This is a genomic window from Burkholderia sp. Bp8963 (assembly GCF_003854275.1).
Taxonomy (GTDB): Bacteria; Pseudomonadota; Gammaproteobacteria; order Burkholderiales; family Burkholderiaceae; genus Burkholderia.
The window spans coordinates 1-24,232 of sequence record NZ_QTQP01000065.1; the positions used below are offsets into that span (position 1 = coordinate 1).

The 24,232-nt window shown below is 65.4% G+C and carries 14 protein-coding genes and 1 pseudogene; all 15 read right to left on the reverse strand.

Annotated elements, in window-relative coordinates:
* Positions 1 to 122: 122 nt before the first annotated feature.
* Positions 123 to 1,538 (reverse strand): glycosyltransferase family 2 protein, encoded by a 1,416-nt coding sequence (locus DID96_RS33010; RefSeq protein ID WP_221624631.1) that lies wholly within the window; start codon positions 1,536 to 1,538, stop codon positions 123 to 125.
* Positions 1,535 to 2,578 (reverse strand): HEAT repeat domain-containing protein, encoded by a 1,044-nt coding sequence (locus DID96_RS33015; protein WP_124603399.1) that lies wholly within the window; start codon positions 2,576 to 2,578, stop codon positions 1,535 to 1,537. Before DID96_RS33015 ends, DID96_RS33010 begins: the two co-directional genes overlap by 4 nt.
* A 12-nt stretch (positions 2,579 to 2,590) precedes the next feature.
* Complete coding sequence (locus tag DID96_RS33020; RefSeq protein ID WP_124603400.1) at positions 2,591 to 3,940, reverse strand: YaiO family outer membrane beta-barrel protein; 1,350 nt, start codon at positions 3,938 to 3,940, stop codon at positions 2,591 to 2,593.
* A complete protein-coding gene (locus DID96_RS33025; RefSeq protein ID WP_185732445.1) occupies positions 3,940 to 4,326 on the reverse strand; it encodes a response regulator transcription factor in 387 nt (128 codons plus the stop codon). The genes DID96_RS33020 and DID96_RS33025 overlap by 1 nt, the downstream gene beginning before the upstream one ends.
* Before the next feature lie 93 nt (positions 4,327 to 4,419).
* Positions 4,420 to 6,072, reverse strand: a complete 1,653-nt coding sequence (locus tag DID96_RS33030; protein ID WP_124603402.1) for a hypothetical protein — start codon at positions 6,070 to 6,072, stop codon at positions 4,420 to 4,422.
* A gap of 363 nt (positions 6,073 to 6,435) precedes the next feature.
* Entirely contained in the window at positions 6,436 to 7,155 is a 720-nt protein-coding gene (locus tag DID96_RS33035) for a putative type VI secretion system effector (RefSeq protein ID WP_124603403.1), read from the reverse strand.
* Positions 7,156 to 7,253: 98 nt separating this feature from the next.
* Positions 7,254 to 10,103 (reverse strand): T6SS effector BTH_I2691 family protein, encoded by a 2,850-nt coding sequence (locus DID96_RS33040; RefSeq protein WP_124603404.1) that lies wholly within the window; start codon positions 10,101 to 10,103, stop codon positions 7,254 to 7,256.
* 13 nt (positions 10,104 to 10,116) lie between these two features.
* Positions 10,117 to 10,968: a DUF4123 domain-containing protein gene (locus DID96_RS33045; RefSeq protein ID WP_260464097.1), complete on the reverse strand. Its 852-nt coding sequence runs from the start codon at positions 10,966 to 10,968 to the stop codon at positions 10,117 to 10,119.
* Positions 10,969 to 11,114: 146 nt separating this feature from the next.
* Positions 11,115 to 13,898: a type VI secretion system Vgr family protein gene (locus DID96_RS33050; protein ID WP_124603406.1), complete on the reverse strand. Its 2,784-nt coding sequence runs from the start codon at positions 13,896 to 13,898 to the stop codon at positions 11,115 to 11,117.
* Between the two features lie 105 nt (positions 13,899 to 14,003).
* Complete coding sequence (locus tag DID96_RS33055) at positions 14,004 to 14,987, reverse strand: hypothetical protein (protein WP_124603407.1); 984 nt, start codon at positions 14,985 to 14,987, stop codon at positions 14,004 to 14,006.
* Between the two features lie 157 nt (positions 14,988 to 15,144).
* Complete coding sequence (locus DID96_RS33060) at positions 15,145 to 16,371, reverse strand: hypothetical protein (protein WP_124603408.1); 1,227 nt, start codon at positions 16,369 to 16,371, stop codon at positions 15,145 to 15,147.
* A 43-nt stretch (positions 16,372 to 16,414) separates the two neighbouring features.
* Positions 16,415 to 19,063: pseudogene (locus tag DID96_RS33065) on the reverse strand (type VI secretion system Vgr family protein); the annotation flags it as partial.
* Positions 19,064 to 19,157: 94 nt separating this feature from the next.
* Entirely contained in the window at positions 19,158 to 19,958 is an 801-nt protein-coding gene (locus DID96_RS33070; RefSeq protein WP_260464098.1) for a hypothetical protein, read from the reverse strand.
* Complete coding sequence (locus DID96_RS33075) at positions 19,943 to 21,193, reverse strand: hypothetical protein (protein WP_124603410.1); 1,251 nt, start codon at positions 21,191 to 21,193, stop codon at positions 19,943 to 19,945. The genes DID96_RS33070 and DID96_RS33075 overlap by 16 nt, the downstream gene beginning before the upstream one ends.
* The gene (locus tag DID96_RS33080; RefSeq protein ID WP_124603411.1) at positions 21,183 to 24,125 is read right to left on the reverse strand and encodes a type VI secretion system Vgr family protein; all 2,943 of its coding nucleotides are present in this window, start codon (positions 24,123 to 24,125) and stop codon (positions 21,183 to 21,185) included. The genes DID96_RS33075 and DID96_RS33080 overlap by 11 nt, the downstream gene beginning before the upstream one ends.
* Between the last annotated feature and the right edge of the window lie 107 nt (positions 24,126 to 24,232).

Genomic DNA, 24,232 nt, shown 5'->3' on the forward strand with positions numbered 1-24,232 from the left:
AGCGATCGCAGTTCCTGTCGTTCTTTATTCGCCAGCTTCACTGGCGTTGCATGTCGGCCTCGGCTCATCCAGACATGATAACCGAGGCAGTTATTTATTCAATCTATTTACGGGATGTTGTACTAGTCCGAGTTGAACCCGACCCGGGTCATCACCCCCCAGGACTTGTCCTTGCGCAGGAACTGCCACCACCCGAGCATGCGCCAGTAGCTGTTCAACTGGCGGTAGCCAAAATTCTCGATCATCGCGGCCAGCGCCAGCCGCAGCAAGTCGCCCAGACGCGGGTACGGTTGCGTCGCAAGCTCGGCCAGCACGAGCGACGACACGCTGAGAAACATGCCGAACAGAAACACCAGCGAAAGGAACGCATCGAAGTACGACACATTGATCCAGCCGAGCGCCCAGAAGGCAGGCAACAGGATATAGCCCGACAGTTCGGCAAGCGGCCCAAGCACGTCGACGATCAGGATCTGCCCCATGCCGAGCCAGCCGATACGGCCGTATCGGGAGCGGAACAGCATGTCGCGCTGCTTGAAGAACACTTCCAGCGCACCACGCTGCCAGCGGCAGCGCTGCCCCTTCAGCACGCGCAGCGATTCCGGCGCTTCGGTCCAGCAGATCGGATCGGTCAGGAACGCGATGTTGTACGGTCGGCGCTGATCCCGCATATGGCGATGTATCTTGATTACCAGATCGAGATCCTCGCCGATCGTATCCGTTCCGAAGCCGCCGACCTGCACGGCCACGTCACGCCGGAACAGGCCGAATGCCCCCGAAATCAGCATCAGCGTGTCCACGCCGCTCCACGCGACGCGTGCCATCAGGAACGCGCGCAGATATTCGATGGACTGCACGAGCGGCAGGAAGCGCCGCGGCGCGCGTATCTCGACGACCCGTCCGCTCTGAATGCGGCACCCGTTCACCACACGCACCACGCCGCCGACCGCGACCGTGCGTTGCGGCTGCTCGACGAAGGGCCGGACGATGCGCAACAACGCGTCGGACTCCAGCAGGGAGTCCGAATCGATCGCGCAGAACAGCGGCGCGCGCGCCAGGTTGATCCCGGCGTTCATCGCGTCGGCCTTGCCGCCGTTTTCCTTGTCGATGACGAGCAGGTTCGGATGAACGCGCGACACATAGATGCCGCGAATCGGCTTATGCGAGACGACCGTATCGAACGTGCGCCGGGTCGGCGTCAGCTCGAACGCGTCGGTCAGCACGCCCAGCGTATTGTCCGTCGAGCCATCGTTGATGACGATCACTTCGGTCAGCGGATACTCGAGCGCAAACAGCGCCTTCACGCAGTCGACGATCCCCAGCTCCTCGTTGTAGGCCGGCGCCAGCAACGCGATCGGCGGGGCGCTCGCGCCATAGCGGCGCCAGAGCTGGATACCCCCGCTGTTGGTGCCGGGACGGATCATGCCGCCCACCGCAGCGACGATCTGGAACAGGTACAGCGCGTTCTGCAACACGTTGACGGTCAATATGACGATCACGATGGCATGCACGATCAGGGACACGATGTCATTCGCGGTCACGATGCAATCTCCTTGCGCTCCAGCAGCGTCAACGCAGCGACGTCGCGCGCCGCGGACGGCCCGCCTTGCGCCGCGCGCACCAGTATCCGGTAACCGCGCTCGCCTTCCATCGCGAGGGCCTCCGCGGCCCGGAACCGGACCCACCAGTTGGCGTCGCTCAACAGGGCCTCGATCTCGCCGTCGAGCGCTTCGATGTCGATCTTTCCCACCGCTTCGACGGCCGCCACCCTGACATACCACACGTCATCCTGCAGCAGCGCCGCGAGCGACGAAGCGGCGAGCGGATGATGCAACAGGCCCAGCGCACGCGCGGCCGCCGCCCGCACGTCGGGCTGTCGCGATCGCGTGGCGTCCGTGAAGACGGGAATCAGCGCGTAGTCGCCGGACGCAGCCAGCGCGCGAATGGCCACGCTGCGAAGCCGCGGCAGCACCTGATCGTCCGCGGCCAGCGCAATCAGATCCGACATCTGATGGCTCGCCAGACGCTCGAACAACTCCAGGGTCAGCATCGAGTCGGTCAATCCGCCCAGCTTGTCGATCACCTGCTTCAACGGAACATGAAGCCCCCGTTGCGCCAGCGCCCAGGCGGCCGCAAGACATACCGTGGCCTTGCGGTCGGCGAGCGCACCAGTCAACGCGCGGGCCGACGCGTCATCTTCAAACAACGCGAGCGACTCCGCCGCGCGCCGCCGGATCCCCGACCTCCGCCGCCGCAAGTCGTGCACCATGCGCGCCTCGAGCCCCAACCGGCTTGCCAGTTGTATCAGCCGCGCATGCTCGTCGCCGAGCAACTGGCCTGCCAGCCTGAGTACGAGCGACGTCACCAGCGCCGGGTTACGGTGCGCGACGCGCTCGATCCCGGCGACGCTCGCTTCCGGATCGTCGAGCCAGAGGATCAATTCGTGCGACAGCGCCGCGGCCAGTTCCTTATCGCGCGACGCCAGCCATCCGCGCACCGCATGGGCGAGCAGCAGCATCCCGAGCATCAGCACCGAGATGGCGCTGAGCGCGAGCGATGCGGTCTGGATCCATTCGAGCATCGGCGCGTCCGCCTAGAATTTCACGGTCATGCCGAGCCCTACCACGTTGCGGTCGTAAAGGTTTGGCCGCAACTCGCGCGCCGCCGACACGTTGATCGCGAGCGAGTCGCTGACGTCGAATACGGCCCCCGCATAGAAGGCGCGGGTCCTGACGGTCACGCCCTGGTCCGACTCGGGCGCATCGGCGAACCCTGCCAGCAGACGCAGCCGGCGCCACGCCTGCCAGTCCGCGCGCAGCGCGTACCCCGTCAGATACCGGTTTCGTTCGTCCAGCGTGTTGACCCATTTCGCCGTGACCCACAGCGTGTCGTCGCCGAGATACTGGATCGCGCCAACGTTGCCGGACCAGATCCGCGCCGTGTCGTAGCGGGCGTAACGCATATCGAGCGTCGCGAAAGTCGACCGCTTGCCGGCCACGGGATCGAGCCGCCACTGCACGCCGGTTCCGGCCGCCACTTTGGGCAGAATCGATGCGTCGGGCGTGCCGCCGCCATAAACGTACACGCTCAACCTGTCGGAATACCGATGATCGAGCCTCAGCTCGGAATAGACGTTGGTCGTACGAAAACGGCGGCTCACGTCCGAACCGACGGCGATCACGTTGTGGTCGTCGATCGAATACGCCAGGCGCACGGAACCTTCCTTCCAGGCCGGCGATCCGTTCGACAAGTGGCTGTATGCACCGCCGACATCCAGACGGAATCGCTGGTGATCCGGCAGCACGGCGCGTTGCGGCGCGACGGAATCCGGCGCCAACGTGGCGGCCTCGCGGTAGGCCGCGCGTGCCTCGGCGTCGCGCCATTGCGCGCGCAAGCTGTCGCCGAGGCCGATCAATGCGGACGCGTCGCCCGTTTGCTCATGCGCGAGCGCGCGATACTCCGACTCGCTGTTCCGGGCGTCGCCCTTGGCGAGCAGCAGGTTCGCGTGCAACTCGCGTGCTTCGACATCATGCGGGGCGTCGCGCAGGACGATATCGACCTGCGCGAGCGCCGTATCGATGTCGCCACGACGCTGGGCGATCCGGGCGAGCGCGAGACGCGCATCCTTGTAACCGGGCGCCAGCGACAGCACGCGCTGAAACAGCCCGGCTGCTTCGCTGTCGCGCCCTTTCGCCATCAGCACCAGGCCTTCCTGCAGCAGCACGTCGACATTGTCCGGTGCGGCGGCCGCCGCGCGAGAGAGCAGATCGAGCGCTTCGTCCATGCGCCCGGCCAGTCGCGCCTGCACGCCGGCCTGATACAGACCGGCGATGTCCGTCGCGGAAACGCCCGGCCCGCTTTGCGCGACAGCCGCCGGCAAGCAGCCGCAGACCAGCAAGGCCGTGAGCGCGCAACGGCCTGCGAATGGAACCTGATTCACCATCAGCCGCGCTCCGGCGGGGAAACGATCCGTGCAATGCGGGACTGCAACTCGCTGAGCGAGAACGGTTTTCTCAGGTAGTCTTCCACGCCCCACCGAAATGCATTGACGACATCGGTTTCCAGCTTGCGCCCGGTAATCATGATGACGGGCGTATGCTCGAGCGCCCCGTCCTGATTCATCTTGCGCAGCAGCGCAAAACCGTCGAGGCGCGGCATCATCACATCCAGCAACGCCATCGACGGCCGCTGCTCGCGTATGAGTTCGTATGCGGCCTCGCCATCGGACGCCGACAGCACCCTGTAACCCCAGGTCGACAGTTTGTGCTCGAGCAGCTCACGCAGGAGCGCGTCGTCTTCAGCAATCAGAATCGTTGGCAAATCCGACATTTCCGTTTTCCGGACCATGGCTGTTGGAGGGCTGCCCGCTTGCAGCGGGACGCGATGGAGTGACTGTGCGCATTGCCGGTCGATGACACTCGATCAACGATCCAGCAGCCCGTGGAACGCGATGCCGGCATAGTTCGGCCATGCGCGAAACACGGGTTGCAGGCTGGCGGAGACGGTCAACAGACGATCCGGATCGCCGAGAAAACTCACCTTGTCTGCATCGATTCGTTCCCTGCTCTTCTCGACATAGCCGATGCCCCGCGCCAGCGTGGTCGCGCGATCGAGGCGCACGGCGACCATCTTGCCGTCCTCGGGCACCAGCCACAGGGTGCCCGCGCCGCCCCGCGGCACGGGTGCATAGGTCTGCGTCCACTCGTCCTGCATCGGACCGTTTTCCAGCGCGACGCTGACCGGGAAATTGCGGGTTGCGCCCCACGCCAGCAAAGGCGCCGCCACGCGCTGCACGTGCGCGGCGTCGGTGCGATACGCCATGACGGTCAGCGACTGCGCGGCACGACCGATCCGGTCAAGCACCTCGTTGCCGCCCGGCGCGTCGAGCAGCCAGAACGGCAGGACCGTATCGAGCGGCAGTGCCGCTGCGTCGCCGAGCGCGGCGACGGTCGTGCCCCACGCGTGCATCACCGCCTGCGGCTCCGTACGATACGCGGGCAACTGATACGGTTCGATGTCGTATTGAACGCCACCCAGCCGCGTCGGCTCCGTCGACGCGCGCTGATATTGTCCGATCGCCCGCAAGCGCGCCACCGCTTGTTCGCGCCCCTTTTCCGTGACCATGTCCGGATCGCCTTCGACCGCCCAGACCTGGATGCCGGCGCCGTGCGCGCGCGCCACGAAATCCCGCAACGCGTCGGCGCCGGTCACCTGACCGTCAGCGATCGGCAACGCGACGTAGAGGCGCGACACCTTGTATCGCACCGCGTCCGCGAGCAAGTCGCGTCCGCCGTCTTCCCATCGGCTGCGCTGCCACACCCACGCGGCACGTCCACCTTCCGCCGCCGCGGCGCGCGGCGCGAGGTGCACATCGCTCAGGTCGAGGCGCCCGCCTTCGGACGGACACACCAGCACGAGGTTTTGATCGAGGTTCTCCGTCCCGGCCGGCAAGGTCGCCAGGTCGATCCGGCCGTGCACCGCTTCAGTGCCGACCGTTCGCTGCAGCGGGTACAGTGCGCCGGGATCGCGCCCGGCCGCCGCCATTCCCCACTGAAAACCGGCGCTCCCGTTCCCGGCCAGCACGACATCACCCGCCGCGACACGCGGCCAGCGGGCGTCGCGCCGCGCCAGAACGATGCCGGCCGGCTGCCGGCCAGGCCGGCAGGCGATCGCGATCGCGTCACCGTCACGATTGCGGCTGGCGCTTGCCCGCTCTTCCTGTCCGAACGGCCGGATCGTGAGGTCGGGCAAAAGCGGCGTATTGAACATCAGCATGTCGGGTTTGGCCGGATCGTCGGGCGAGGTTGGTCCGATCGCCGTCGGCACGAATCGATTGTCGTCGACGATGCCCGACACCGCGATGCGGGCATCGGCCGTCGTCCCCACCGGCGACAGCCACGCGGACCACTGCAGTTGCGCGTCCTTCGGCAGTTCCAGCTCGAAGCAGTGGGGGGAAGATGCGATCGGCCGCCCTTTTTCGTCAAAACACTGCAGTCGGCTTGTCTGGGCGTGTGCGGACGCGGATGCCGTAACAGCCACCATCGCAGCAACCCGCAGCATGATTGAAAACTTCATTCGTCCTACGATTCGAGATTCGCCGATTCGATGGCTGCCACAAGGAGGGATTCGCCTTTCAGCACTGAAAACAGCACAGCCGCTTCCGGAGCGCGCCCATTGCTTCGGACCCCAGATGACCATGTGGTTTACCGGACAACCGACTCCCGTCAATTGTCATACCAATGGAGCAGACCACAAAGACCGTCCACTCAGGACGACATACCGTCGCCAGGGCCGCGTATTTTCGCTCAATGGCGAGGTGCTTGAACAGTCTCGATTTACGAGAGTTAACAGTTGTGTTATCCAGGCGCAACGCTTGCGTGTCACGCGTGTTGCCGGACACGAATGGGGGCGAATGCGCGGACGGTTGCGCCGACAGACTCAGCGGCGAAAGATCCACAGCCCGTATCCGGGCCCGTCGCCTTCGCGCTTCTTTCCCTTCGAGGTCCGTTTCAGGTCGATGGTGGCCGGATCCGGCCATCCGAACGTCTCGAACATGCGTTCCGAAATCGCAATGAACGAGCGATCCTTCCGGAATCCTGAAATCGCGAAAAACGCCAGCAGCAACGCGACGAACAGCACCGACACGCCGGTGAAGACCAGTTGGTAGAACAGTGCCTGTTCCGGCATCTTCACGAAAAACGCATAGGCCATTGCGGCGGCCCAGACGGTCAGGATCGTCAGGCAGATTCGTGCCGACTTCCCGATATACGCGCGCTTTCCGATCGTACAGTGCGGATAGACCGCGATCAGCCCGTCGTCGACCCGACGGACGGCAAAGCACGTCGCACCGGTCGCGGACTGCTCGGCCACCACCTCGACCTCGTCGTTCTCGCGGAACGGGCACCGCCACAACCATCCGTCGACATGGACGTCGCCGATATCGAACGACACCTTGTCGACTTCCTCGTTACTGTTCCCGGCAGAAATGGCAACGGCGGTTGCGAGCCCCGTCATGCCGGCCAGGCCGATCGCCACGGCGCCCACGCCGGTGGCAACCTTGTCGGCCTCGGTACGCATGAAGTCATGCGTGGTTTTCGTGCGCCGCAGGTTCTGCACACGACCACGCAACAGCACGGCTTGCGTCGTTTGATTCTGCATATTCGGTTACCCATTATCCGTGGTCGCTCGAGCGCCCACTCGTTGCTTCACATCGATTCCTTGCCCGCTCGCCGATCGGCGAACCGCCGGCGAACCACTCACCGCACGCCGGCCAGCGCCTTGCCGAAATCCTCGACCTGCTTCCTGACTTCCCCATCGGTATAGAGCGGAACACTGTGCTCGACAAAGAAGTCCTTCTCCCGCCCCGTTCCGAACGCGCACCGCGTACACCAGGCCTCCAGGACGTTCGGCGTGAAATACCAGATCAATCCTTGCACGACGAACAACACAACCGTCGCCTCCCAGCCAAGCAGCATGCCCACCGCGCGCAACGCTGCAAAGGCAGCCGCGCGCTCGGTCAGGCCTTCCACGATCCCGACGATCACCTGCGTGCCATAGCGGCTCGCCACTTTCTTCAACAACGGGCCCGACTTGCCGATGGAGCTGATGAGCACGGCCGTGCCCGTCACCGTCCCGGTCGCCACCTTGATCGATGTCAGGAAGAACACCGTGCCCTGCCGCTTCGCAAAGCTGTCGCCGGCCGTCTTGGCGTCCATCCAGGCGCCGATGAAGGCCCCCGCGGCGCCGAGCCCGCCACCGACCAGCTTCCATGCCTGCGACCGGGCAGACGTCTTCAGCGTCGCATAGAAAGGCGCCATGCTGACATCGATGAGCGCCGAGCACAGCGTCGCGCCCGAGCTGACCAGGTTGAGGTTGGTGTTTTCGTCGTGCGGCGTCACCATCAGCTTGTAGAAACTCACCGCTTCGAGGAGGCCCGTTACGACGGTCACACGCGCCGAGCGCAACTGCGCATTGCCCTCCTCGGTCAGCTTGAGCTGATTCCAGGTTTCGTAGAGTGCGCGCGTCGGGGACGTCTTGCCCATCCCGCCGAGCGCTTCCTCAGCCTGGATAAACCCGTGCGCGACCCGCATCCTGCTCAGCACCTCCTTGCGGCTCAGCCCTTCCAGTTCGGCCTGCTTCCTGACGAGATTGAGCGTGTCGAGATCGCTGATGCCGGCGCGCTGCAGGAACAGCGTCTGGATGATCTTCTCGCCGACGAAATCCGCGCCCTGGTTGACGCGAAACTTTTTGAAAATCGAGTCGCCGGCTGTCATCGCGATCTGGTCGACCTCGAGGCGCTTGAGCAACGCACCGATCGGCGTGACTTTCTTTGCATCCTTTTCGACGGCAAGATCGGCCAGCTTCTTGTAATAGCCGACGATCGTCTTGATCTTCGACGCGACCGCCGCAACCTTTTCCACGTTGCCCGGCAGTGGCGTCTCCTGGTCCTTTTTCGCGTCCTGCAGAATCTGCGTCAACTGCACCCGCCCGTCCTTCTGATTCATCGCGACCGCGCGCCAGATGATGCTTTCCATCTTCGTCGCGTCGAGCAGCGACACGAGCGCATCGACGAGGTGCCGGCCCTTGGGCGACGAATTCAGGCCGAAGATCGCCGTGCCGACGGCAACCTCATACGCCATGCCGTCGACGAAGTCCGATTCGTGACAGTCATCGAGCGTCGCAAACCACAGCTTCGCCTTCAGCCAGTTCCCGACGTCATCCGTTCGCGCCTCCTGCAGCGCCTGGACCTTGCCCTGTATCTCCGTGTACTTGGCGCGGAACGCGTCGATTTCCTGGCGCTTGAGCTTGTCTTCGTATCGCGGCCACGCGTTGTCGTGCGCATCCTTCAGGCGCTTCTGCTTCGTCCGGTTGATGTCCGCGATCGTCGCATCGGTTTTCTGGCGCCACGCCTGCCGCTCCGCATCCGAGCGGAACGACTGCACCTGCGCCACATAAGGGCCGCCCAGCCCGTTCTTCGCAAGATAGTCGTAGTCGTCCGCGGTCTGCAGATAGCGGGTGCGTTCGGCACCGGCCGGCAGCGAAGCCGCACGCTGCCGCAGCGATTTCGCGCTGTCCGTCAGGCCGCCTGTCGTCGCCTTGCCCGTTTCGGACTGGAAACGCGTCTCGCTGTCGACCGCGCCATGCTCGAGCGTCTCCTTGGCCGTGTCGATGTCGCGCAGCGCCGTGATCTGCAGCGCGCGCTCGACGACATACTTGTCGAGCCACGATACGGCATCATTACGGAAGCCGTTGAGTTCGTGCGTGATGCCGACCGCATCCCACAGGGCCAGCATCATCGGCTGGCACGGCTTGCCGCCGGACACCGAACTCGCCTGCGCGGTCGCGACGAGCTGCGCGGATGCCGCCTTGTTCCAGATCCCCTGGCGCACGGCCCACGCATAGCGGGTCGTGCACAGGTTCAGCACGTTGTCGCGACAGGCGCCCGTTGCGCCGCGGCTGATCTCCGGACGAAAGTCGTACGGCAGCGCGCTGACTTCGAGCGGCGTTTCCCCGACGTTCCCCGCATATTCGATCACGTGCTGGAGGTTCGCCGCGGTCAACGGCGCGAGATGCGGGCCGGATTGCGGGGAACCGACCCATGCCGCCGGCTCGATGGCCTGCATGCGCTTTTCGCGCAAGCCCGCCGCCTCCGGGCTGTCGGCGCCGTACCGCTGCACCGTCGCGTCGCTCCACGGCCGCTCGCTGAACGCGACCCACACCTTGCCGCAGTCCTGTGGTTTCTCGATGACCACGTACTGCACGCGCAGCGCATTGTGCCCGGTGCGCGCACAGGCTTTCGGCGCTTCTGCGCTTCTCGCGGCGGCCGGGTCGAGCCGCTTCGTGAGGGTGCCGTCCTGCGCGCACGCGTAGACCTCCCAATAGAATTTGCCACGCGGCCCGCGCTCGTACAGGAAGTAGACGTAACCTTCGCGCAACTGGCGCAGCGCGTACTTGCTCTCGGTCAGCTTCACGTCCTTGATGCCGGTTCCGCTGAACGGCCCCAGATCGGGCGCCGTAAACGCCTTCGGCACGACGGCATAGCGCGGCATATACACCGCCAGGCCCTGAAGCTTGCAGACATCACAACGATCGTCGGTTCCCGCCATGTTCTTTCCTTGCTTATTGACTTGCGCGCCCGTCCGGCCGCGCCCCGCGAATTTCCGCCCAATCGGCGTCGCCCAGGTCCGCCACGGCCAGGCTGTAATACATGTCGGCCGGCCGGTCGAGCAGCACGCGCTGGATGCGCGGATGCCGATCGAATTCGGCGCCGGCATTCAGCGCATGCCGCGCGAACAGCTCGAGATCCTGGGGATCGCTCAGTCCGTATCCGTGCGCTCGCTGCAACACAGCCGGCAATCGCTCGAAGGTCTCGCGCGGGACGACGCATCCGTCGGCCCTGGCCCGCGCCCACGCGCGATTGATCGGGCGCACGTCGAACAGCGCCGACCATTGCGCGTCGCCGAGATCGAGCGAGCCCCCTGCCGCCGCCTCCGCATCACGCGCTGCGGGCTGGTGGCAATCGACCCACTCGCCCCAGCGGCCAAGGGTGCGCCACTGTGTGATCGGACCGAGCAGGCGCCGGCGCTGCGCCTCGTCGCAGACGCGCCATACGCCCTCGAACGCAGCCGGATCGGCAAGCCCCAACAACCGCTGCCCGTCACTGTCTGAACGCTGCTGCACGAATGCGTGCGCGAGATGGCGGACAATCGCATCCGTGCGCGCGCCGCTGAAGAGGAACGCGCCGATGCGGTGTCCGCGTCCCTCGGCGAGCGCGTCCGGCGACCAGTCGTCCAGCGCCCGCTCGATTGCCCGCCGGCAGATCTCCGCGGGCACGGGATGGGCCAGATCCAGTTCGATCACGGACGGCCAGTAGTCGGGCGACAGTCGCTCGGGACAGAGCGGCACCTCGACCACCGATTCGCCGATCGCCTTCAGCGCATCGATTTCGTCCGGCTCGAACGCATGCAGCACCGCGGGCCCCGTCAGCAACAGGCAATGCGACAGCCCGAGCGCCTCGCATTGCAGATGCAACTGCTCGACCGTCGGCGGCGCGGCGGGCGCTTGCCCCGGCGTCGCCCCTGCTGCGTTCGGCAGGTCGTATTCGCGACCGGCCTGCATCACAGGTCCGCGCACGCCGCGCTCGACGCGATCATGTCGCCCATCGTCTGCGGACAGTCCGTCGCCTGGCTACGCGCCAGTGTCGTGCTGCCCGACGCGCTCTGCGGGCCGGTCAATTCGTGGCTGGCAGCCTTGAACTCGACTTTCCCGGGTCCGCCCACCACGATATCGCTGCCCTCCATCTTGATGAACGCATCCGCCGCCGTCAGTAACAGGCGCTGTTTCGCCTGCAGGTTCGCGCCGGCATCGACGCTCGCGAGCGTGACCGCGCGCTGCGCGGCGGCCGCCAGCGTTCCGCCGCTCTGTGCCTGCACGCTCACCGAGCCCGACGCCGCGTGCAATGCAATGCCCTTGCCGTCGACTACCCGGCCATTGCCGGCGCTGCCTTGCGTATAGAGCGAGATACCGTGATTCGCGATCACGCTGGTCTTGCCCTGGGCCGTCACCTGCAGGTCCTGCCCCGCGCTGAACACCGTCTCCTTGCCCGACACCCACACATGGCTGCGGGCGGACACGGCGACGATGCCGTCTGCGCCATGCGCAACCAGGTGCGGGCGACTCCAGGCGACGGCACTGCCGCCGCCTCCGCCACCGGCTGCCGCACCACCACTGCGCGTTTCGGCAAGCGCTTCGCGGGTCTGCTTCAATCCCTGCGTGGCCGGCAACTGGTCGGGTGGCGGTTCCTGGCCCGCGCCGCCGACGCCCGCACCCTGGCGCTGCGCGGCTTCGACGAGGCCCTGCACGCGCTGCAGCCCCTCTGCGAGGTCCAGGCCCGGCGCGCGCGCATCCATCTGGCTCGTGCCCGCCGCCGTCGTGATCAACAGGCCTGCACCGCCGCGCAACGCGCCGGCCGCTTCCGTCGCGAGCTCGACGCCGTAACCGCGATCCGCGAGGCGCCGATTGTCGTGTTGCTGCTTGATATGCCCGAGCGTCAGCCCGCTATTGCGATCGGTCGTATACAGATGCGCTCTCGACTGCCCCGCGGTGTCGTCGATCAGGAACTGCCGGTAGCCGCCGGTACCGGTCCGGCTTTGCCCGAGGTCTTGCGTCTTGAAGCCTGTCAGCGCAGCCGGATGGTCGTTACCGGCAAACCAGGCCGCCGCATTGCCCGTGCTGCCGCTCGGCCCGCCGACCAGCGCGTTGTGCTGTGCGTTGGCATTGCCTTTACCGTTGTAAAGCGCCGCCACCGCGACAGGGCGATCGGGCTGCCCTTCGAGCAGTTCCGTCCACACCTCCTGCCCGACGCGCGGAATCGTTACGCCGCCCCAGTTCGCGCCGCCCACGGGCGTCAGCACGCGGGTCCAGGTGCCTGCGGCGCGGTTTGCCGGCGCATTCGGCACATGCGGATGCGATTCGCGGCTCGCGGCCTTCTCGCCGCGCTGCGTGTGGTGCTGCACGCGTATCCGGTGATCGCGCTCGGTATGAACGGGGTCTCCGCTGCCGACCACGATGGCGCTTTGCGCCCCCTGGGCGATCGCGGCCGGCTGGGACCTGATGCCCTGGCCATTGGCCAGCGACGGCCGATAAGGCTGGGCCGCAGGCATCGCGAAGAAGCGGTTGCCATACACGGCGTCCTCGTCCGCAAACGTGTCCTGCCGGGACATATCGTCACTCGGTGCCACGCTCGATGCGGGATGGATGCCGCCTGCATCGGCGTCGCGCATCGGCGGAATGGCGCCAAGGTGCTGCCCGATCGCCGCGCGGATGTCGGCCGACACGTTGGCGCGCGCCCGATGGTGTACACGCAGGCAAACGAACTCGTCGGACGCGCCGAGCGTCGGATGATGGTCGACGGAGAACCGCAGCCCGGGCCGCAGGTCGCGTCGTGTGCCATCGCCCTCGCTTCTTGCGGCGTCGACACGCAGTGCATCGAGTTGCTGCCAGCTGCGCCGGTCGCCCAAAGCCGCGGTCTGATACGCATAAGGACCGGCGACGTCACGGTCTTCGCCCGGCACCACCGCGCCGCTCGCGTGCGCCTGCGCGGGGCGAACCGACAGGCTCCGATAATCCCAGCTCGCACGCGCGACACGGCCGATGCGCCAGCGACGCGCAAGCATGAAATGGCGAATCCCCCCGGCCGGATCGCTTTCGCCGGTATGGTGAAACGGCACGCGTTCCGGCTCGCGGGGCAGGAAGCGTTCGTTGGAATCGGCCAGCACGAGCGTATGGCCTCCGAGGCTCTTCGCTCCCGGGTCGGCCGCGTGCTCGAACCAGTAGTAAAGCCCTTCCTCCGCCCACAGCCGCGACAGGAAGTCGAAATCCGATTCGCCGGCCTGCACCGTGAGACTGCGCCGCAGATATCGCGTCTGATCGGCCAGTTCCCATCGCCACGCCGGATTCACCGCGCCGTGCGTGTAATAGCCGAAAATCTGCTCGCTGATGTCGATGACGCTCGCATCGTGGTAGTGGTAGCTGTCGGTACGCTGCCGCAGTATCGCGAGCCACGGTTCGAGCACGACGCGAACGCGCGCGAGGCCGCCGTTGTAGCCGATCAGTTCGGCTGCGGCGACGTGCGCGTGAAACGGGCGCCATTCACGGCCTCCCTCCGCGGTCAGCCATTCGACCAGCACGGGGCCGCCGACCAGCCGCGCGATCGGCAGCGCGGGGTTCTCGGTCAGGGCCGTCAGTTCGAAGCGGTAACCGCCGCCATCGATCGATTCCCAGCCGTCGAGGCTTTCCGCGACCAGCGCGTCCTGGCCAAGCGGCGTCGTCAGCCGCAGGAAGCGATCGTGTTGCGCCCAGCCGCCGAGCAGCGCCTGCAGGATGTCCTTGCTCGTTGCCATCGTTTCTACACCTTGAGGTTGGCCGTCGTGTCGAAGGCCGTGCTGTCGTGCGTCGCGCACGCCGCCGGCACGCGACGTGTTGCGACGCCGTATTCCGTTCGTCCGTTACTGGTCGCCAAGTCCCATCTTCCTGAAGATCTGCGACCACGGCGATGTTTCGTCCATCGCGACATGCAGCGCCGAGGTACGCTGCCGAAGGACGCGCATGGTATTCGACGCGCCCTTGACCGCATCCTGGTCACGACGATCGAACACCGCCACCGCGAACGCGCCATAGGCGATGGCCAGCAGCCGGTTCGCATCCGTCGTCTCGTCGATCGTCGTCTTCAGTACGTCGAGCAGCCGCGCACGGTCCTTCTCCTGCGACGCCGCGACGCACAGGTACGCGATGATCGACAGCTTGTGCACGTCCGTCGTTTTCAGCGCCCCTTCGGCGTGCGTTGCGACGAAATCCGGATCAGCGACGCGCAGCAGCGCGCGAAACGCCAGAATCGACGACACGTCGTTGCCGGACGCCAGCAGCCGGTCGACGGTATCGAGCGCCGCGCGGCCACCGCTGATCTTTGCGAGTTCCGTTTCGAGTTGCGGCGCCGATTTGATCGCGTCCGCAACGTCCTGTTTCCAGTCGGGAAAGATCATCCGGGTCGCGATGAATCGCGCGTCATCCGGTGCCGACGCGTCCCACTGGAAAACGACGGTTCCGCCGGAGATGAACGGCGAGTAAAAATCGTCGGGTGACGGAATGCGCACGCGTACGCGCCGCGGTTGAATCCACGCATAGTCGCTACCGGCAGGGATCGACGCGTCCGACTTGGCCGCGGCCCGCCACTCACCTTTCATCTGAACCACGGCCCCGGCGTCGGCAGGCTGTACGAACGTCTTGTCGCCGACTTGAACCGTCACACCGGGAAACACGAGGCCACCGCTGCCTTCCTTCGGGCTCACCTCCGCCACGGCCCAACTCGGCGCTCTGGCCGTCGTGTAGTAATCCGACAGATTCAACGTCGCCGTATCGTGCACCGCACGCGCTTGCGCGATCAGCGCGAAGTCCGCCTTGAAGTCGAAGGGCGTTGCATCGACGGGCATCATCGTCCCCTCCAGGCAAAATTGAATGAACCATGAGTCATTTTCGACTCCGGAGACAACCACAACCGATCATCGGCAACCATCTTGCTCACCTCAATCCCGTGTCAATCAGCATGACGTTGCGGCATGTACCCCGACATCATGTCTGGTTACTGCCATGCTATTTTCGAAACGCCACCGTCTCGGTGCCGAACATCTCCTTGTGTTGATTGACATCCGCGGAGACGAGTTCGTTGGCGATCGGCCACAACACCGGCTGGATGGTGACCGGCGAATCGCTGGCCTCCGCGGTCGCCCGTTGCCCGGCGCCCTTGTCGGTGTCGATTTCTATCGTCCATGCCCGCTGGCGGAGCGTGCAAAACGCCTTCGTGGACGTGTTGTAAACCACGACCCAACAGAGGAACTTCCCATGAATCTGCGTTTTACGCCATCGCGTATAGACAATCTGCCCCACAACCGCGCCAGTGGCCGTTGTCGCCGGAATGACGATCGACTGTTCGACGTCGGTCCCAGGCGTATCGCTCGACGTCGCCGGGGCACCGCCGTTGCAGCCGAGGAGCGGCTTGAGCGAGTTGCGACTGACTGCGGCCTGATCAGCAGGCTGGTCATACAGCGGCCCGCTGCCCGGCGAAGTGTCATTCGCCACGACCGGCAACATGCTGGTAATGCGGATCTGAGCACCCGCCGTCACAGTGGTGCCAGCTGGCACCCACGGATCCCATGCAATCGTCGGTGAACTCCATATACTCTCGACGCCAACTCCGGCCGTACGATCGTTCTGCATGATCCCGACCCTGAGAACGGCAATTTGCGGCGCGGCGCAATTCACGCCATCCGGTCTGATCCGGGCCTGGGCCGAGTGCTCGATCGCAGCGCCGTCGTTGGGCACCGTAACCATACGCCCGTCCAGTCCATAGGCCCCGACGGGCGTCAGATCGATCTTCGCCTCATCGAACCAGAACACCGTCAGCTTCTTCTTCGCCAGCGCCTTCCCGTCCTCGGTCGCCTCATGCGCCTCGATGACCGCATCGTTCAGCGCCTTGCTGCCCTCTTCACCGGAAATCTCGAACGCAACCCACGCGCCGTCGCCCGGCACCTCGAGCGACTTCGTCTTGTCGGCCTCGTCCGCGAAGCGCAGGCGCCCGTCCGGATTCGTCAGCACGACCTGCACGTTCCCCGAGCCCGGCTTGCGCGTGCGAATCCGGCACGGCACGCGAGGCCGGCAGTCCGGGCAGCCGCACTTCACCTGCACGTAGTCGTCGTCGACGCCCGGCGTATTGTTCACCTGGATCTCGAGGAGATCGCTCTCGACCAGGATTTCCTTGCGTTTCTTGTTGTCGACGGGCGTCGATATCGAACGCCCCGCCGTCTTGAAATCATCCGGCACGCTGTCAGCCCTCTACGTCGATCTTCAGAATTTCGGAGGCAAGGGTCTTCACGACATGCGTGTGCCCCAGTTCGTCCGTCACGCCGTGCTGAACGTCGCCGTTCGCCAACGTGATCCGGTAAGGCCGGAACGCCGCCGGCTTGCCGCTGTCGCGGTCTTTCAGCACGAAGCCCTCGTCGAATGCCTGTACGCGCGAATCCCGCAACGGCGCGAGATTCGGCGACGCGCCTGCCGGACCGACGAACGCGTGCGACCCCGACTTCACCTGGAACTGGCCCGGCGTTTCGACCGTGATGTCCGCGCCCTTGAGCGTGATTCGGTTCGGTCCTTGCTGAAGCACGATGGTGTCCTTCGCCAGCACGTCGATGCGGTCTTCCGTCGACGAGATCTGCACCGACTGATCGGCCAGCACCTCCATCGTCGAGGTGTGCGACTCGACGGTAACGGGGCCGTGATTCGCGACGATCTTGAAACCGCCCGACGCGCCGTAGAAACTCACCGCCTCGCCTGACGCACCGGCCACCGTGGCATCCGCCGCGAAATGCGCGTCGCCTTGCGCCGTCAGGTGAACGTGCTCGGCCGCATAGGCAACCGCACTGTTCGGCGTGGTGAAAACGAGATTCGCCGGCGATTCGAACACGACTGCCGGCGTCGCGAACCGCTCGACCGGATCGCCGCCGCTGCGCTGCTTGCCCACGGGCTTGGTCGCGTCCTGGCCACTTACCGGCCCCGTATACTTGCCGTCCTGGGACGGATCGATCGCCTTGAGGAAATCCGCCTGCGCCTGGTTGCCGCCGAGCCCACCGGCCGTTGCACCCGTTGCCGCCGTATCGAGGCCTTGTGCAGTCTTCACGGCCTGTGCCAGTTGCCCGGCGCTCTCGACCAGGTCCATTTGCGTGGAGGTCGCATTGGGCCGTGCGGTGCTGGACACCAGCACCCCTTCGCCGGCCCGTGCGACGGCCCAGCCCTGCGTGCTCAACTCGAAGCCTTCGCCCCGATAGGCACCGCGCATCGTCCCTTGCTGGTCGATCAGGTAGCCCTGCGCGAGCCGGCTCTCGGCAATCGAATTGCCCAGTTCGTGCCGCAACTGGCCCGCCGCATCGTCCATCACCCAGCGGCTGCCCGGCTGACCGTCGAGCGTCTGTGTCTGCATACCGGTCAGCGTGCCGGGATGATTCGCGCCGCTGCCCTCGCCGGCCGCGAATGGCGGCTTCACGCGTCCGCCATAAACCTGCCCCAGCACGACGGGCAGGTCGATGTTGCCCGAATCGAACCCGACGACCACCTCGGCGCCGACGCGCGGCGTATACGCATGTCCGAAATTCGGTCCCGCCGCCTGCTCGGCGACGCGCGCGAGCACGCCGGAGCGGTGATTGCCGGGCGCATGCCCGTCCGGATTCGACCGGCTCGCGGTATCGGTCAGCCCGCCCGACAGCGGCGCGATGCCGCGCATCCACGGAAACTGGATACGCACCTGATGGTCGCGCGTGCTGCTGACGCGGGTGTTGGGCTCGCCCACCACGATCGCGGTCTGCACACCGTGCACGACGGGGCGATCGATGTGCGGCGGAACGATCGGCACACCTTCCGGCACCGCGATGAAGCGGTTCCGGTAATGTCCGGCCGCCAGTTCCCCGCGCTGCAGCAGCGCGCCGATATCCGCGCCGAGATTGTTGACCGCCTCATGCTCGATGGACAGCGGCACGAACGTGTGCGGCTGGTTCAGATAACCGGTCAGCGTGTGGACCTTGCCGACTTCCAGCGTACGCGCCGTGCCCGCGCCGTCGTGAACCGTCTTGGGCAGGCGCAGCGCATCGAGGCGCTGCGCCGCGTAGAGCTGGGCCTGCGCCGTTGTGTCGAAACGTCCGGCGCGCTGCCCGTCATACACTTCGCGAACCGGAAGCATGGGCGCATCCGGATCGGCCTCGGCCTGCGCCTGGCCGGCCAGTGCCTGCACTTCGCTTGCCTTCCAGCTCGTTGCGACGACCTGGTCGGGCACCCACTGGTGGCGCTGCGTAAATTGCGTGATCACGCCGTCAGGATCGCCGACGTCCTGGATGTGGAAGGCAATCGAGGCGCCCTTCTTCTGTGCGGCGCGACGGTCCGCGATGACGACCGTGTGATTGCCCGACGGTTTGGATCCGCCCGCGTCCTGCGCGTGCTCGATGTGGAATGACAGGCCGGCCTCGGACAGCAGCCGCAGCACGAACGCATGGTCGGTCTCGCGATACTGGCCGCGCAACGCATAGGTACGCTGCGCTTCGCTGGTTTCGTAGCGCCAGTGCGCCTCCGGATAATCACCGAATACGCGGTCGCAGATGCCCGCCGTGTCGAGCTCCGTGAAATACAGGCAATTGCGGCGCAGATGCAGGAACGCGAGCCACGATTCCAGCGTGAGCCGGTAACGCGTGATTTCGCCGTCGGTGTCCGCATAGGCCGCATGCGTGACGTAGCCGTTCCAGCAACGCTCGCCCGCCCCCGTCGCCAGACGCAATCGCGCGGCGCTGCCGATCAGCGAACCCAGATCGAGAAACGGCTCGCTCGACAGCACGTCGATCTCGAAGCGGAACGATTCGTTCATCGCCTCGCGGCCATGGAAACGCTCGACCGCGAATGCGCCGGTCATGACCGTATCGATCTGGATGTGGCGAGTGGCTTGCGAATAGCCCCTCAATGCCGCGACAACGTCCATTTCAGCCCTCTGCCCTCATGCGGATTCCGCTTGTTCAAGTCATTCGCCCGTGCCGGTTGCGTGCCGGGCGTCAAATCGTATTCCCGACACGCGCCTACTGATTGCCGAGCGTCTTTTTCCTGGCCACGCGCGCGTTGGCCTCGTCGACCAGTTCCTGAATGGATTCGTAGGCGGGATTCCTGATTTTCAGTTTCTCCTGCTTCCCCTTTCCTCGCAGGAACATCCATTCCGGCCAGGTGCGAACGTGATCGACCGAGCCGACGACGAATTCCGCACACGGTGGAATGTTCAATTCTTTCGCGGTCTTTTCGCCGGACTGATAGGCGACGAAATCCGGGTTGAACACGCGGTCCCGACAGGAGTCGTGCCACATGATCATCTTCTCGTGCTTCTCGGCCTCCGGAAAATCATCGAATATGAAGCCGTCCGCGGGCGAAAGCGGGAACTTGCGCAGGTTGCCCTGCACGTCGCGAATCCCCACCACCCAGTGCGCGTTGTCGTCCTTGTCGTACTCCTGCCACGGGTTGATGGCCTCCTTCATCGGCCGCCGGCGCCCGTCCTTGTCCACCAGCATGAACACGATACTGCTGCCCGGATAGCTGCCGCCCCGATCGAACGTCCGATGCCCTTTGATCCTGATGACGCCGTTCTCGGGCACGCTGACTTCAAAGCCATCCTTCGCGCTAACCAGATCGACCCCGTCCTTCTGGTCGAACAGCGCGACCACGGGACCAAAGTAATCCGACGGAATCAGAAAAATGAGCGGCATGCGAGAACCTCTTCCATATCCAGACCAGGCCGCGACAACCGCGACCACGACACACAAAGCCAACAACACATGGCGCTTGCGCAAGAAGCGCCCCGGTTTGCTCGAAGACACTATTTTTTCTTCCATAAAGACGCATCCAGATCTTCGCTGTCCTTCGAGCGTCCGTCGTTGGGATCACGATGCAGGTGATAGTCGTTCCATGCCGAACGCGTCAGCGCGCGCGTCACGGGCGGTTTTTTCACGCTGTCTCGCAGGCGTTGCCAGACCTGGCCGACATCCTCGTAGGCGGAGATATGGATCGGCACCTCGAAGCCGCCGCTGACGCCGTCGCCGATCTTGGCGATCGGATCCGCCGGCCACGCCACCAGGTCCATCCCGGGCAGGATGATCGGCGGCGGCGCGTCCCCCATCGGGTATGCGCTGGCGTCGCTCATGCGCACGGTCTCCGATCCGGCCGGGGTCTTGATGTCCGCCTTCGCGGGATAGTCTTCGCGGCGATCGGGCGTGCCGCCGAGCGCTTGCGCAAACAGCCACATCTTCGAGCCGAAATTGCCGTCCGCCGTCAACTCCACCCGCATCACATGGGCGAACATGATCCGGTGGTTGTCGCCGAACAGGTGCGTCGCCGGCGTGCCGATACGGACATGCGTGCCGAGGAACAGCTTGTTGCCGGCCGGATCCTCGATGAAGGCTTCGCAATTCGGAAATCCGTCCCCGTCGATCAGGACGACGATATCCATCCACTTGCGCACCCGTTCGATCATGATCCGCACGCGGCCGTGTACATCCAGCGACGGAACGACCGTATGCCCCGTTTCCCGCTGCGAATAGCGGGACCCTCTGAACGCAAAATTCTTCCCGTCGTACATGAAGGTCATTTCGGCAACCTGCTCGCCGTCGTGCTGCCGGGAAAACTCGCTCGCGATCGCGTTGCCTTCCGGTCGAAACGCGTCGTCCGTGTACGGCTCCGGGCCATCCGAAAACAGCGTCGGTCCGGACGACGTGTTCGACGCGGTAAACGCCGAATTCGCGAGATTCTTCCTGAAATCGTCGAACGAGCCCCGCGAGAAATCCGGGCTGAAGACATGCCACACCCGTGAAGTCACGCCGCCTGTCTTGCGCTTCGGATAGGTCGTGTGAAAACTCTCCTCCAGCGAGAAGCCCCGGTTGTCGCCGTGAAACCGAAAGCCCAGCGGCTCGAACTTCTTGTTCGGATGGAACGAGCGGACGTTGATGTCGTACGGCACCAGCTTGACCAGTTCGACAGGCGCCGGACGTCCGTCCTGCTTCTCCCTGGGTGTGCTGTCCTTCTCCGCCAGCACCTTGGGGCGGGACTTCGCCGCGACGGCATCACCAGCCATGATCGATATCCTCGTTGCCCGCATATTCGACGCGCACCGGCTTCGACGCTGCATGCGTCGAGAACGTGGCCGTGCGCCCATCGGCCGTGCGGCTCGCGCCCTCCAGTGTTTCGCCCCCGTTGCCGACCATTCGATACGGCAGGTTCTTCAGCTGCTCGCCGGTCGCGGCGTCGTGCAGATGAAAATACTCGTTGTACTGTCCGAGATCGCCCCACTTTCCCTGCTCGCGGGGGAAATCCGTCGGCCCGGAAAACTGATGCAGCCCGGCGTGGACGACGAGCTTGCCCGGACACCCGAACGTGACGTTGCCGCCTTCGATCGTGATGTGCGCGCCGCCGCTGACGGCCAGATTGACGGTCGTCTTGCCGGTCAGCTCGACATTCGCGTTGGCCGACGCCACTTTCAGCTCGCCTTTCGCGCGCATCCCCAGCGTGTCGTGCTGCGCCTGCAGATCGAGATTGTCCTTGCCCGAAATCAGGTTGAGACCGACGCCGCTGGCGTCGCGCGCGCCGGCCAGCCAGCCGATTCCCTGCCCGCTGTGGATACGCAGCGCCTGATTGACCGCGATGTTCGTATCGGCGCCGCTGCCAAGCGTCAGCGTTTCGCCCGTCGCCCATTGCAGCGCCTGCCCCGCCAGCATGCCCAGGCCACCCTGCGCCGCAACGCCCAGCACCGCATCACCCGTATGCGGAATCGGCTGGCCGCTCGACCGGCTTTCCGCATCCTGCAGTGCCTGGGCGAAGCCTTCCTGGCTCACCGTCGTCTTCAGGCTCTGCTCCAGCGCCTTGAGTGGCGCCATACCGCTGTCGAGCCGGGATTGCCCGGCCTGCCGCATGCCGCGCTGCGCCGCCAGCGGCAGCGTGCCGTGCCCGGCGGCAGCCTGATCGAGGGATCCGGCCAGCACGGTCTGCTGCGAAAACAGCGCCTGCAGCGCCGATGCCTCGCCGGCGGGCTGTCCAGGCCGCAGCACATAGCTCGTGATCAGCGCACCGCGCGTCGCCCGCAATGCACCATACGCGTCCGTGCGCAGCTCGAAGCCTTGCCCGCGGAAACTGCCGAGATAGTTGTCGGACTGATACCGCAGATGGCCGAGGTTGAGCTGCGTCGCCGCATGCGTGGTGCTCATCTGCAAGCGCCCCATGCCATCGCTGTCATCGGCGGCAAGCTGGTTGGCGCCCTGCCCGTCGAAGCCCTGGCTCTTGAAGCCCGATAGCGCGCCGGCGTGCGCATGCCGGTCCGCCCCGCCACCGGCGCCGTGCCACATCGGGCTGTTGCCGCCCACCGGGTTGCCCTGCGCGCTGGCCGCAAGGTCGGTCGCCTGCGCATAGACCGCCGCGTCGGCCGGCCGTCCGGCCGCACCGCCGGGTGTCGGCGCATCGCCGCCCTCGCCTTGTCCGTTGAACAGGCCACCGAGCACGATCGGCCGGTGAATCAGCCCATGATGGAACTGCACGAGCACTTCCTGGCCGATCCGCTGGATCTGCTGCAATCCATGACCGTCGCTGGCGAGACGCTGCATCACGCGCGTCGGATACGTGCCCTTGTCGGCGTCGGCCTGCCAATGAAAACGCAAGCGCACACGCCCCTGGCCGTCCATATGAACCGGACCGCTCGCGCCCGGCTGCGCTTCTCCCTGCGCGTCGACGACGATCGCGGTTTGCGCGCCGATAGCCGTCGGCGCAGCATTCCATCGCTGGCCGGTACCGTCTTCCAGCGTCGGACGCCAGAGCTGGTCGCGCGGAACGGCCTCGAAGCGATTCACATAGCCGCCAGCCTCCGCCTGCTTCAGCGCACGTGGATCCACTCCCGCGAGCCGCAACGGGCCCAGTCGACGCTCGAGCGCCTCCATCACCGTCTCGGGCAGGTTGTTGACACCGATATGCGCGATACCGGTCAACACGAATGCATCGGGGGCCGCCTCACCGCCGTGCGGCCGCAGACGCCATGCCGATTCGGCGACGCGCATCATCCGGCCGCAGCGGGCCGTGCGAACCGTGCTGTAGCCGATCCAGAAGCGCGCCTGCGAGATGATCGCATCCGCCTGCCGCCGGGCCGCATCGTCTGCCTGCCGGGAGGTGTCGAACGCTTCGGGACCCACGTCGTCGTAAAGCTCGCGCGCGCCGCCGGCATCGACGAGGCTCGCAGCCCCCGTGGTCGACTGATTGCCCCGGTAGTCGCTGCTGAGCAGGGTCACCCTGTCCGCAACCAGCGACAGCGACTGCCCCATGCCGAGAATCGCGTCGTCCGGCTCGACCGTCGCACGGCTCGCGCGTTGCGGCACGCCGCCGACACGCGCCGACGTGTCGTCTTCCGACAGTTGCGCGCTGTCGTCGAAAATCAGCATCGTGTGGCCGGAAGGCGCTTCGCCGTCCTCGACGAAACAAAATCCCAGTCCTGCCTCGGTCAGAACATGCCGGATGAAATCAAGGTGGCTGTGCGTACGGTACTGAACAACGTAATCGCGCGTGCCAAACCATTCGATACGCTGATCCGCGTCCGCCGTGAAACGCCAGCGGGCAATGTCGCGATAATCGCCGAACACCCGATCGATAATGTCGGCCACTGACTGATTGACGAAAGTACGCTCGTCGCGACCATGCGCGAGCGCCGCGAGCCAGGGCACCAGCTGCAGGCGGTAGCGGGCCAGCCCGGCGTCGTAGTCGATGCACTCGGCCTCAGCGACAAGGCCGCTGCGCGTCGCGCAGCCGCCATCCGTCAACGCGGTGCGCAACGTGACGCGCTGCCCCAGCATCGATTCGAGATCCAGCGCCGGATCGGTCGCCAGCGCGTAGATGTCCCATTGGTAATTCTCGGAAAGCGCTTCCCGTCCGACCCAACGCTCGACCTGAAGTGCTGCAATTGCCCCCGGACCTTCGAGTGAATAAAGACGGTTCGCGCTGAATAGCGCCGTTAATGATGCAGATATGTCCATGCGGACCTCACCACTTTATCTGTAACACGTTTTGTTTGCCTGCGATATTACAACAAGGACGGGATTAATTAGATTAAATTGAAGCATTCGAAACCAAGGCCGGTAAA